We start from the raw sequence: 11,497 nt of genomic DNA on the forward strand, positions 1-11,497 counted from the left end.
TTTTATATAGTCCTACTTCCGATACATCTTAAATTGTAGGAAGAGGTCGCTGTAGATTCCTGTCCATTTATGGTCAAACTTCTCATAAACTTCTAGGTGTTTCATGGTATCTGCATCTGGATAGAATGACTTGTCTTCTTTTGTCTCCTCTGGGAGCATTTCCTTAGCAGCATTGTTTGGTGTTGAGTAGCCAACGTACTCAGCATTCTTCAAAGCATTTTCAGGCTTCAACATGAAGTTGATGAAGGCATAGGCTGCATCCTGGTTCTTGACCGTTTTAGGAATAACCATATTGTCAAACCAGAGGTTACTTGCTTCTGTCGGTACAACGTATTTGAGGTTTGGATTCTTTTCCAACATCTGGCTGGCTTCCCCTGAGAAGGTCACACCGATGGCAGCATTGTTCTGAATCATGTATCCTTTCATCTCATCGGCTACAATTGCCTTGATGTTAGGAGTCAGCTCATACAGTTTATCAACCGTTTGTGATAGTTGTTGAGGATCTTTTGAGTTAAGGCTATAGCCTAGTGAATTAAGACCTAAACCAAGCACTTCACGCGCTCCATCAAAGAGCATGATCGAATCCTTGTATTCTGGCTTCCAGAGGTCGTCCCAATGTTCAGGTGCTTCTTCTACCATAGTTTCGTTGTAGACAATTCCCAAGGTCCCCCAGAAATATGGGATAGAGTACTGGTTATTTGGATCAAAAGACTGGTTGAGAAATTCTGGACCAATATTCTCAATTCCCTCAATCTTACTATAATCTAATGGAACCAAGAGGTCTTCATCCTTCATCTTGTTGATCATGTACTCACTCGGGATAGCAATATCATAGGTTGTTCCACCCTGCTTGATTTTGGTGTACATAGCTTCGTTAGAGTCAAAGGTTTCGTACTGGACTTGGATTCCCGTTTCTTCTGTAAATTTCTCCAGAAGTTCAGGAGCAATATAGTCTCCCCAGTTGTAGATAACCAGTTTTTGACTATCGCGACTATTGATTTTACTGTCAAGATGATAGGAAATTCCCCACAAGACAAGGATAATCGCTAAAATTCCTGCTAAAAATGAATAGAGTCGTTTCATGCTTGCTCCTCCTTCTCACGTGAAATGAAGTAATACCCTACAACCAGGATAATACTAAAGAGAAAGACCAAGGCTGAAAGAGCATTGATTTCAAGCGAAATCCCTTTACGAGCCCGAGAGTAAATCTCGACTGAGAGGGTTGAAAATCCATTCCCCGTTACAAAGAAGGTCACAGCAAAGTCATCTAGGGAATAGGTGAAAGCCATAAAGTAGCCTGCAATAATAGACGGCGTTAAGTAAGGAAGCATAATTTCCTTGAACATTTGGAACTGACTAGCTCCAAGGTCATAGGCTGCATGGATCATATCTCCATTCATCTCTTTCAATCGAGGCAAGACCATGAGCACTACGATTGGAATTGAGAAGGCCACGTGACTGGATAGAACAGTCAGAAAGCCAAGAGAGAACTTGAGTTGGGTAAAGAGAATCAAGAAGCTGGCACCAATCATAACGTCTGGCGCAACCATCAAAATATTATTAAGTGATAGAAAGGCTTCTTGGTATTTTTTGCGTGATTGGTAAATGTAAATGGCACCGAAAGTCCCAATAACAGTCGCAATCAAGGCTGATAGAAAGGCTAGTAAAAAGGTCTGCACCAAAATCAGCATGAGCCTTCCATCACCAAACATAGTCTCGAAGTGAGTCAAACTAAAGCCTGTAAAGCTATTCATATCATCCCCAGCATTGAAGGCATAAGCAATCAAGTAAAAGATTGGCAAATAGAGGACGATAAAGACAAAGGCTAGGTAAAGATTTGATAATTTTTTCATCGTTCTCTCCTTTCCTTAGTCACCCACATGGTGATGAACATGGTTAGGATAAGAACCACACCGATAGTTGACCCCATACCATAGTTGTCATTGGTCAAGAAGTTCTGCTCGATGGCAGTCCCCAAGGTAATCACTCGGTTCCCACCAATCAAACGGGTCAGCATAAAAAGACTCAAACTCGGAATAAAGACAGATTGGACTCCGCTTCGCACTCCATTCATAGAAAGGGGGAAGATGACATGGCGGAAGGTTTCCCACTTAGTTGCACCGAGGTCATAGCTAGCATTGATGAGATTGTGATCCATATCATCTAAAACATTGAAGATGGGCAAAATCATAAATGGAAGCTCGATATAGCTTGCGACAAAGATAAATGAGAAGTCGGTAAAGAGTAACTGCTGCGAACCGATTCCGATAAATTCTAGAAATTGATTAATAGAGCCATTTTGACCAAAAATCCCGATAAAAGCATAGGCCTTAAGGAGAAGATTGATCCAGGTTGGCAAGATAATTAGCATGAGCCAGAGTTGACGGTGTTTGAGACGTGTCAAAAAGAGGGCTGTTGGATAGCTAATCAAGAGTGTCACTAGAGTCACAATCCCTGCATAAAGAACCGAGTTAAAGCTCATTTTAAGGTAGGTCAAGTTTTGTGACGCAAAATAGGATTTATAGTTTTCTAAACTGAACTGACCTTCGATGTTGAAAAAGGATTGTCCAAAAATCAAGACCAAGGGTGCCAATACAAAGAGTGCAATCCAAAGCATGTAGGGCACTACAAAGAGTTTAGAGGTTGTTTTCTTCATCTCTTTCCTCCTCGATAGCGTTAATCAGCCCTGCTTCTTGCTCTTCGATTTCTACGTATTCTTCGATACGAGCATCGAACTCTTCTTCTGTTTCATTGAGACGCATGATGTGGATATCTTCTGGTTCAAAGTCCAGGCCGATTTCCTCACCCACGATGGCCTTACGAGTCGAGTGAATCATCCATTCATTGCCGAGTTCATCATAGGCGATAATCTCATAGTGCACGCCACGAAAAAGCTGCGTGTCGACCTTAACTTGAAGCTTCCCTTCTTCAGGAAGAGTAATGCGCAAGTCCTCTGGACGAATGACGACTTCGACCGGTTCATTTGGCTTCATCCCACCGTCGACCGCTTCAAATCGTTTACCATTGAACTCGACCAAGTAGTCCTCAATCATGGTTCCTGGCAAGATATTTGATTCACCGATGAAGGTTGCAACAAAGTGGTTGATAGGTTCATCATAGATATCAACTGGTGTTCCAGACTGAACAATCTCACCGTCATTCATGACAAAAATCCAGTCACTCATGGCCAGAGCTTCTTCCTGATCGTGAGTAACAAAGACAAAAGTGATGCCCAAGCGTTGTTGCAGTTCTCGTAGTTCGTACTGCATGTCTGTCCGCAACTTCAAGTCCAGTGCTGACAAGGGCTCATCCAAGAGTACCACTCGAGGTTGGTTGATGATGGCACGCGCAATAGCCACACGCTGGCGTTGCCCTCCAGATAGCCTACGGATTGAACGCTTTTCATATCCTTCAAGCTGTACCATCTTGAGAACTTCTAAGACACGTTTTTCGATTTCTTTTTTATCAACCTTTCGCAATCGCAATGGAAAAGCAACATTCTCAAAGACATTCATGTGCGGGAATAAGGCATAAGATTGGAAGACCGTGTGAACATCGCGCTTATTGGTAGGGATATCATTGATTCGCACGCCATCCAGTAAAATATCACCCGTCGTTGCATCCAGCAAACCTGCTATGATATTAAGAATGGTTGATTTCCCTGAACCAGATGCTCCTAGCAGTGTATAAAATTTTCCTTCTTCCAACTCAAAGTTAATATCCTTGAGAACCGTAGTGTCACTATCTTCAAAAACTTTAGAAACGTTTCTGAATTCGATAATTGGTTTTTTCAATTCCTCTAAATTCCTTCTTCTTTTATAAATTAACAAATTGGGACCTTGTTAAATGCTAGCAATAACTGTAATGAATTGACCCAAACAATATCTAGCGATAAAATCCCAATCTTTGTATAATGTTTAATAATAATGTTATTCGTGTTCACCCAAGATACGAACTTCTCTCTCAAGGGTAACACCAGAATGTTCTCTAACTTTTTCAATGACAGACTCAATTAAGTCTTCATAATCTCTAGCAGTTCCATCAGCTACATTAATCATAAAGCCTGCATGTTTTTCTGAGACTTCGACACCACCGATACGGTAGCCCTTCAAACCAGCTTCTGAAATCAATTGTCCTGCAAAATGCCCGACTGGACGTTTAAAGACTGAACCACATGATGGATATTCCAAAGGTTGTTTGAGTTCCCGAAGGTGGGTCAAGCGATCCATTTCTTGTTTGATTGTTTCATAATTCCCAGGAGAAAGTGCGAACTTAGCTGATAAGACAACTGCTCCAGAATCTTGAATAGCTGAATGACGGTAACCAAAGGCTAAATCTTTGACTGATAAAGTCTCGATTTCGCCTTCCTTTGTTAAGATCTGACAGGATTGAATGATATGTGCAATCTCACCACCGTAGGCACCAGCGTTCATAAAAACAGCGCCACCGACACTTCCTGGAATGCCGCAGGCAAACTCAAAACCAGTCAAACTATGGCGAAGAGCAATGCGAGTTGTTTCGATCAAGTTAACTCCTGCTTCTGCTTCAATGGTATAACCATCAACTGAAACATTGTTGAGCTTGTCACACATAATGACAAATCCACGGACTCCGCCTTCTCGGACGATAATATTACTGGCATTTCCGAGAACCATCCATGGGATATTTTCTTGATTGGCAAACTTAACCACATGGGCCATCTCATAACGATTGCGAGGAAAAGCTAAGTAATCTGCCTTCCCTCCGACTTTGGTATAGGTATAAGTTTTCAATGGCTCATCGAATCGAATATCAATTCCATCTAAGTTTTCTTTTAATTTTTCTAATACAGTCATCTTTCTTATCCTTTTATAAAATACATTCTATTATACCATTTTTAGGAGCATTTTTCGATGATTTGCTGAGCTTTTTTATCCATACAAATAAAAAAGAGGTTAGACCTCTTTTGCATGATTATTTTTTATATAAGATCGTTTTTGTAAAGTAGATAAATAGGACAACTTCCACTGCTAACAACCCTTCGACTAGAAGCGGATTTGAAATCCAACCAACCTGTGATAGACTCGGAGCCAAATCAAAGAAGGCATGTAAAGCATAAGCCGTTGCTAGATAAATCCAATTCTTTTGACGAACTGCTTGATAAACCCAGAAAGTGAGACAGATTTGCATAATTAGAGCAAGCACACGTTCAACACCTAGTAAATATACCTGCCACCCAGATAGAGATTGAACTGTTTCAAGAGTATTTTGGGGAAGGATATTTGCCAAATCTGGATTTGAAGACTCTAATAATGAAAAGAGGACTAATAGACTAATCAAGCTTCCCATTCCAAGGTAGAGCAATTCCAAGCCACCATGACCAAGTCCATAGGCGAGGGCATCCGCATCTTCCAATGCTCTCTTCTTCTCTAACCATTTAAAGAAGACAAGGCGCGCTGTTTCTTCAAAGAAAGCTGCCATTGCGATTCCATAAAGGACATATAGAAAAGGATGCTCCTGCATAAGCGAAATGGTACCATCTTTTTGTGGATGAAGAACGATAAGGTGAACAATCTTCTCTAAGACTTGAGAGGAAACAAAGAATGCGACTGCCCCAAGGCCTAAAACTGAAAGATTAATCTTGTACTTCTTTTTTGCATACCAAATGGCTGCTATGAGAAATACAACTAAAGCGATCATTGTGATTATGACATGAATTTTCATACTTGTCTCCTTTTATTCTGCCTGATTGATATCTTTTTTCATCTCTTCAACGTTAAACTTTGCAAAGAGGTACTGACGATCCTGGACAGGAAAACGTTGATCCAGTTGATCAACCGCTCCAACCTCTATGATTCCTTCCTTGATGACAAAGTCCATGACGTGGCCACCAAAGGTTAGGTCATCTGAGATAAAGTGTAAATGATAACCGGCAACACTAACCCCATGAAAAATCTCTGGTGTCCAGAAACCAACGATAGTCCCTGTCACATTTTCAGCTCTATATTCAGGCTGATGAGTCGCGACCTCAGCGAACTTTGTTTCGGATGTTGATTTGGGAATCATGCGAACATGCATGTGTTTATAATCACCATGAATTTTAATCGAACGGAAAAGATTTTCCCCATCATAGTAGGATTCAATTCGTTTTTCTAGTTCCTTATCAGTCATTTCAAAACGCTGACGGAAAATAACTTCTGCCTGGTGGGGGACAACTGCCGCATAAGGAATCAGTGCGTCTGGTGAAACTTCTACAATTTCAGGCTTCTCCCCTGAACCTTTAGCTTGATAGGCTTTACCATCTAAGACAATCAATTCTCCATCAATAGAATCCAAGGTTCCTAGTCCTAAATCCCCATGTTCAAGCAACTCACCAACGGTCATGGTCCCACCGTATAGTCCTGCCATCAAAGCTCCCAAGGTATTGTATTGAAATAATTTAACTGGTTCTTGCACCTTTATCATCTCACTCTTCTTTGAAAATTTTACTTACTAAGTATATCACATTTCTTCTTAGAATTGAACGTTGAAAAGCCTTTTAATACTCAATGAAAATCAAAGAGCAAACTAGGAAGCTAGTCGCAGGTTGCTCAAAACACTGTTTTGAGGTTGTGGATAGAACTGACGAAGTCAGTAACATATATACGGCAAGGTGAAACTGACGTGGTTTGAAGAGATTTTCAAAGAGTATAACATTGCCAAACGTTTAAAAAAAGGGTACAATGTAACAAAATCAAGAGAGGTCTGGAATGAAGCAAGAAAGCAAGTACGAACAGGTTGTTCACTATCTAAAAGCAGAGATAGAATCAGGAAAACTTCAAACAGGAAGTCGTCTACCTTCTATCCGTAAACTCAGTCAAGACTTCCACTGCAGTAAAGATACGGTGCAACGTGCACTTTTGGAACTCCGATACGAGAAATACATATACTCCAAACCTCAAAGTGGCTATTATGTTCTAGAACAACAAGCTAGCCACGAAGACCTCGTTATCTCGGTCAATGACGAACATGCTGCTGCCTATGATGACTTTCGCCTTTGTGTAAACGAAAGCTTGATTGGTCGAGAAAACTATCTCTACAACTATTATGAACACCAAGAGGGCTTAGAAGAATTACGAAAGTCTGTTCAGAAACTCCTTTTTGAGCAAGCTATCTATAGTAAACCCGACCAATTAGTCCTGACAACTGGAACCCAGCAAGCACTTTTTATTCTTTCTCAGATTGATTTTCCAGGTAAGGCTCAAGAAATACTGGTCGAACAACCAACCTATCATAGAATGAATCAGCTTCTGCTGGCTCAAAATCTTCCCTATCAAACCATTGAACGTCGGGTGGATGGCATTGATCTGAAAGAACTTGAAGAACACTTTAGAAGTGGTAACATTAAATTTTTCTACACCATTCCACGTTTCCACTATCCTCTGGGACATTCTTATTCTGAAGATGAGAAACGTGCTATCCTTGATTTAGCGGCAAAATATCAAATTTATATTGTTGAAGATGATTATCTGGGGGATCTAGATCCTAAAATGGGACAAACCTTTCACTATTTGGACCAAGATGATTTGGTTATCTACATTAAGTCTTTTTCAACAAGTATATTCCCTGCACTTCGAATCACTGCTCTCATCCTTCCAAATGTTATTAAAGAAGCTTTTGTCGCCTATAAAAACATTCTGGACTATGATAATAACCTCATTATGCAGAAGGCTTTATCACTCTATATTGATAGTCAACTCTTTGAGAAAAATAGACTAGCAAGATTGACACTACAAGAGAAAAGTCAGGATCAGATTCAGAAACTTTTAAAATCTTATCCCCTTTCCCTACCAAGCTATCCACTTCATGATGGAGTCTTGCTCGACCTTAGGAACTATCCTAAAATTGCTGGCCTCAAACACAGTCCTTTAAAACTCGACTTTTTTGCATCATCCTACATAGAAACTTGTCCCTATCACTTTGCGAAAATTCCTTTTGAAAATCTAGAAGAAACATTAAGCTACTTAAAAACAGAGAGTGGGACAGAAATCGGTCATTCGTTAGAATTCGATTTCGTCGTCCCACCTCCGCACAGTTGAGTAATACTCAATGAAAATCAAAGAGCAAACTAGGAAGCTAGCAGCAAGCTGTACTTGAGTACGGTAAGGCGACGCTGACGTGGTTTGAAGAGATTTTTGAAGAGTATAAGGCTGTAAAAGCTGATGAAATCAGCGTAGTAAAGCCCACTCAACCACTGCGTCTTGCTCGATAATCCAAAGACAATTGAGAGGCTAGGACTTTTGTCCCAGCCTCTGTTATTTTTTATTGTTCAACTTCTGTTAGCTTAGCAGCCTTTTCAAGATAAGTTTGATAAGTTCCGTCATCTTTGAGTTTTTGGATGACCTTATCAACCACTTCCTTCAAGTCAGAATTTCCTTTCTTGATAGCTACTGCATTCTCTTCGCCTTCTTTCATAGTCAAGCTGACTGTCGCAACAGCCAAATCAGAGTTTTTAGTTGCATAACTTAGGGCTACTGGCTCGTCCATATGAACAGCATCAACTTTACCTGATTGAAGCTCATTAACTGCTTCTCCCATGTTGGTCAATGAAGTCAACTGTGCTTTTGGAAGTTGCTCTTTAACCATTGATTCTGGAACAGTTCCTTTTTGAGCTGCGATATTTGCGCTCGCTAGAGAATCCAAATCCTTGTATTTTTCAAGATCAGACTTTCTAATAAGAAAGCTAATTTTGTTTTCATAGTAAGGAATTGAAAAATCAAAAACTTCTTTTCTTTCTTCGGTTGCACTGATTCCCGCAATGGCTAAATCAGCTTTTCCTGTTTGAAGACTGGTCAAGACATTATCGAAACTCATGCTTGAAACTTCTAATTTCACTCCAAGTTCATCAGCGATTGCTTGTGCCATGTCAATATCAGCACCTACAACTTGATTTTTCCCATCTACAAGTGCTTGAAACTCAAATGGTGCATAGTCAGGACTGGTTGCGACCACTAATTTCCCTTTTTGTTTGATAGCCTCTACTGCAGACTGTGAGCCTGAGTTAGACGATTGACAAGCAACTAAAAAGAAACTTGCAAGAAAACTACATAAGACAAATATCCATTTTTTAAATTTCATAAATAAACAACCTCTCTGTTGATTTTGTATAATTATAACTCGGAGAACCGTATTTGTCAATAGAAAACTTTATATTTATTTGTTTTTTTCAATTTTTGTATCGAAAAAGGAGCTTTTATTCATCATTTAGCTCCTTTTTGTGTATATTTAATCAATTTTACAATTCTACAATCTTACCTGTTTCAAAGTAAACAACCCATTCACAAATATTCTTAGCATAGTCTCCGATACGTTCCAAGTATGAAATCACTTGGAAGTAATCACGACCTGTGACGATAGCTTCTGGGTTCTTTCTGATTTCATCAGTTGCAAGATCACGAATATTTTCAAAGTAATGGTTAATTCTTTCATCCATGGTTGCAACTTCGTAAGCCTTATCAACGGATCCGTTCAGGTAAAGTTCGAGAGTTGTTTCTACGAAATCTTTCACATCGCGTCCCATCTTTTTAATTTCTTCTTCAACAGCTGGGATGCGCTCTTCTCCCTTCATACGAATGGTTGCCTCAGCGATGGATACAGCATGGTCTCCCATACGTTCCAAGTCAGAAACAGCCTTTAGAACTGTTAGAACTGTGCGCAAGTCTTGTGAAACTGGCTGTTGAAGGGCAATGATTTCAAATGATTTCTTTTCCAGTTTCAATTCGTATTCATTGACTTCTGCGTCCTGCTCGATAACTTCTTTAGCTAGGTCACGGTCATGGGTGACAAAAGCACGTACTGTACGATTGATTTGCGAGAGGACCTCTTGTCCCATAGCGTAGAATTGGTTGTGCAATTTCTCTAAATCTTCTTCAAATTGAGATCGTAACATCTATTCTCTCCTTATCCAAATTTACCTGAAATGTAATCTTCTGTTTCCTTATGTTGTGGGTAGAGGAACATTTCTTTGGTATCGTTAAATTCAATCAAATCTCCATTGAGGAAAAAGCCTGTCTTATCAGAGATTCGAGATGCTTGTTGCATGGAACGAGTAACCAATAGCATGGTGTACTTGTCCTTGAGACTATATAAGGTTTCTTCAATTTTTCCAGCTGAGATAGGGTCCAAGGCTGAGGTTGGTTCATCCAAGAGAATAATCTTTGGACTGGTTGCCAAAACACGGGCTACACAAACACGTTGCTGCTGTCCTCCTGAAAGACCAATTGCAGAATCATGCAAACGGTCCTTGACCTCATCCCAGATTGAAGCACGGGTTAGGGCTTTTTCAACAGCTTCATCCAAGACTTGCTTGTCTTTCTCTCCATTAATTCGAAGACCATAAACAACATTTTCGTAGATAGACATTGGGAATGGATTGGGTTGTTGGAAAACCATCCCGATTTCCTTACGTAATTCAACCGTATCGGTACGAGGGCTATAAATATTGTGACCATTATAGACCACTGAACCAGTAGTGGTCACCTCTGGATTTAAATCTCCCATACGATTGATAGCCTTGAGCAGGGTTGATTTTCCTGATCCTGATGGCCCTATAAGAGCTGTAATTTCCTTGGGTTGGAATGATAAGGAAACACTATTCAGGGCCTTCTTTTTGTTGTAATAAACAGACAGGTCTTTGACCTGCAAAATCGGTTCTGTCATACTGATTCCTTTCTAACCAAAGTGTCCAGTTACATAATCATTGGTTGACTGTAGCTTAGCATTTTGGAAAATATTTGACGTTTTATCGTACTCAATTAAATCACCCAAGTAGAAAAATCCAGTGTAGTCACTCGCACGCGCAGCCTGTTGCATACTATGGGTCACGATGATGATGGTGAAGTCCTTCTTCAACTCCAGCATGGTTTCCTCAAGCTGAGCTGTCGCAATCGGATCCAAGGCTGATGCTGGCTCATCCATTAAGAGGATGTCTGGTTTTACAGAAATAGCACGAGCGATACAGAGACGTTGCTGTTGACCACCTGAAAGCGTCAAGGCTGACTTGTGAAGGTCATCTTTCACCTGATCCCAGAGGGCAGCCTGACGAAGAGAGGTTTCTACAATTTCATCAAGAACTTTCTTGTCCTTAACTCCTGCACGTTCATGTGCAAAGGTGATGTTGCGGTAGATTGATTTAGCAAATGGATTTGGACGTTGGAAAACCATTCCGATGTGTTTACGCATTTCATAAACATTGATTTCAGGACGGTTAACGTCAATTCCTTGATAGAGAATTTGTCCAGTAACCTTTGCAATATCAATAGTATCATTCATACGATTGAGACTGCGTAGGTAAGTTGATTTCCCAGAACCTGACGGTCCGATCAAGGCCGTAATTTTATTTTTTTCGAATTGCATATCCACGCCCTTGATGGATTCATTCTTACCATAGTAAACATGTAAATCCTTCGTAGAGAGGGCCACTTTTTCTTCTGGAAAAGTAATGATATGCCTTTCATCCCAATTATATTTTGACATGGCT

12 protein-coding genes are annotated in these 11,497 nt (G+C 40.2%); 1 reads left to right on the plus strand and 11 read right to left on the minus strand.

What is annotated here, in order from left to right:
• Nucleotides 1-12 precede the first annotated feature (12 nt).
• From ACVC7R_RS02260 to budA, 7 genes are all read right to left on the minus strand, one after another.
• Nucleotides 13-1,083, minus strand: coding sequence for an extracellular solute-binding protein (locus ACVC7R_RS02260; protein WP_441348346.1), 1,071 nt, complete (start codon nt 1,081-1,083; stop codon nt 13-15).
• The gene (locus tag ACVC7R_RS02265; protein WP_447263351.1) at nt 1,080-1,853 is read right to left on the minus strand and encodes an ABC transporter permease; all 774 of its coding nucleotides are present in this window, start codon (nt 1,851-1,853) and stop codon (nt 1,080-1,082) included. Before ACVC7R_RS02265 ends, ACVC7R_RS02260 begins: the two co-directional genes overlap by 4 nt.
• Nucleotides 1,850-2,656 (minus strand): ABC transporter permease, encoded by an 807-nt coding sequence (locus tag ACVC7R_RS02270; RefSeq protein ID WP_142557681.1) that lies wholly within the window; start codon nt 2,654-2,656, stop codon nt 1,850-1,852. The genes ACVC7R_RS02265 and ACVC7R_RS02270 overlap by 4 nt, the downstream gene beginning before the upstream one ends.
• Complete coding sequence (locus ACVC7R_RS02275; protein WP_447263352.1) at nt 2,637-3,794, minus strand: ABC transporter ATP-binding protein; 1,158 nt, start codon at nt 3,792-3,794, stop codon at nt 2,637-2,639. The genes ACVC7R_RS02270 and ACVC7R_RS02275 overlap by 20 nt, the downstream gene beginning before the upstream one ends.
• 135 nt (nt 3,795-3,929) lie before the next feature.
• A complete protein-coding gene (gene murB, locus ACVC7R_RS02280) occupies nt 3,930-4,835 on the minus strand; it encodes a UDP-N-acetylmuramate dehydrogenase (RefSeq protein WP_447263353.1) in 906 nt (301 codons plus the stop codon).
• A 118-nt stretch (nt 4,836-4,953) separates the two neighbouring features.
• Nucleotides 4,954-5,703: a YhfC family intramembrane metalloprotease gene (locus ACVC7R_RS02285; protein ID WP_447263354.1), complete on the minus strand. Its 750-nt coding sequence runs from the start codon at nt 5,701-5,703 to the stop codon at nt 4,954-4,956.
• A 12-nt stretch (nt 5,704-5,715) separates the two neighbouring features.
• Nucleotides 5,716-6,444 (minus strand): acetolactate decarboxylase, encoded by a 729-nt coding sequence (budA, locus tag ACVC7R_RS02290; RefSeq protein ID WP_447263355.1) that lies wholly within the window; start codon nt 6,442-6,444, stop codon nt 5,716-5,718.
• Between the two features lie 284 nt (nt 6,445-6,728).
• On the opposite strand from budA, the gene ACVC7R_RS02295 reads away from it, so the two are divergent.
• Nucleotides 6,729-8,057 (plus strand): aminotransferase-like domain-containing protein, encoded by a 1,329-nt coding sequence (locus ACVC7R_RS02295; RefSeq protein ID WP_447263356.1) that lies wholly within the window; start codon nt 6,729-6,731, stop codon nt 8,055-8,057.
• Between the two features lie 223 nt (nt 8,058-8,280).
• Here ACVC7R_RS02295 and ACVC7R_RS02300 read toward each other — a convergent pair whose 3' ends face one another.
• From ACVC7R_RS02300 to pstB (ACVC7R_RS02315), 4 genes are all read right to left on the minus strand, one after another.
• Nucleotides 8,281-9,096: an ABC transporter substrate-binding protein gene (locus ACVC7R_RS02300; protein ID WP_447263357.1), complete on the minus strand. Its 816-nt coding sequence runs from the start codon at nt 9,094-9,096 to the stop codon at nt 8,281-8,283.
• A 157-nt stretch (nt 9,097-9,253) separates the two neighbouring features.
• Nucleotides 9,254-9,907, minus strand: a complete 654-nt coding sequence (phoU, locus tag ACVC7R_RS02305; protein ID WP_447263358.1) for a phosphate signaling complex protein PhoU — start codon at nt 9,905-9,907, stop codon at nt 9,254-9,256.
• A gap of 11 nt (nt 9,908-9,918) precedes the next feature.
• The gene (gene pstB, locus ACVC7R_RS02310; protein WP_447263359.1) at nt 9,919-10,677 is read right to left on the minus strand and encodes a phosphate ABC transporter ATP-binding protein PstB; all 759 of its coding nucleotides are present in this window, start codon (nt 10,675-10,677) and stop codon (nt 9,919-9,921) included.
• Nucleotides 10,678-10,689: 12 nt separating this feature from the next.
• On the minus strand, nt 10,690-11,493 hold the full coding sequence (pstB, locus tag ACVC7R_RS02315; RefSeq protein WP_049495489.1) for a phosphate ABC transporter ATP-binding protein PstB: 804 nt from the start codon (nt 11,491-11,493) through the stop codon (nt 10,690-10,692).
• Between the last annotated feature and the right edge of the window lie 4 nt (nt 11,494-11,497).

The sequence above is a fragment of the Streptococcus sp. Z554 genome (genome assembly GCF_053010305.1).

Excerpts from the sequence above, each read along its gene's own strand:
- ACVC7R_RS02260 (WP_441348346.1), bottom strand. The coding sequence starts at position 1,083 with ATGAAACGACTCTATTCATTTTTAGCAGGAATTTTAGCGATTATCCTT.
- ACVC7R_RS02265 (WP_447263351.1), bottom strand. The coding sequence starts at position 1,853 with ATGAAAAAATTATCAAATCTTTACCTAGCCTTTGTCTTTATCGTCCTC.
- ACVC7R_RS02270 (WP_142557681.1), bottom strand. The coding sequence starts at position 2,656 with ATGAAGAAAACAACCTCTAAACTCTTTGTAGTGCCCTACATGCTTTGG.
- murB (WP_447263353.1), bottom strand. The coding sequence starts at position 4,835 with ATGACTGTATTAGAAAAATTAAAAGAAAACTTAGATGGAATTGATATT.
- ACVC7R_RS02285 (WP_447263354.1), bottom strand. The coding sequence starts at position 5,703 with ATGAAAATTCATGTCATAATCACAATGATCGCTTTAGTTGTATTTCTC.
- budA (WP_447263355.1), bottom strand. The coding sequence starts at position 6,444 with ATGATAAAGGTGCAAGAACCAGTTAAATTATTTCAATACAATACCTTG.
- ACVC7R_RS02295 (WP_447263356.1), top strand. The coding sequence starts at position 6,729 with ATGAAGCAAGAAAGCAAGTACGAACAGGTTGTTCACTATCTAAAAGCA.
- ACVC7R_RS02300 (WP_447263357.1), bottom strand. The coding sequence starts at position 9,096 with ATGAAATTTAAAAAATGGATATTTGTCTTATGTAGTTTTCTTGCAAGT.
- phoU (WP_447263358.1), bottom strand. The coding sequence starts at position 9,907 with ATGTTACGATCTCAATTTGAAGAAGATTTAGAGAAATTGCACAACCAA.
- pstB (WP_447263359.1), bottom strand. The coding sequence starts at position 10,677 with ATGACAGAACCGATTTTGCAGGTCAAAGACCTGTCTGTTTATTACAAC.
- pstB (WP_049495489.1), bottom strand. The coding sequence starts at position 11,493 with ATGTCAAAATATAATTGGGATGAAAGGCATATCATTACTTTTCCAGAA.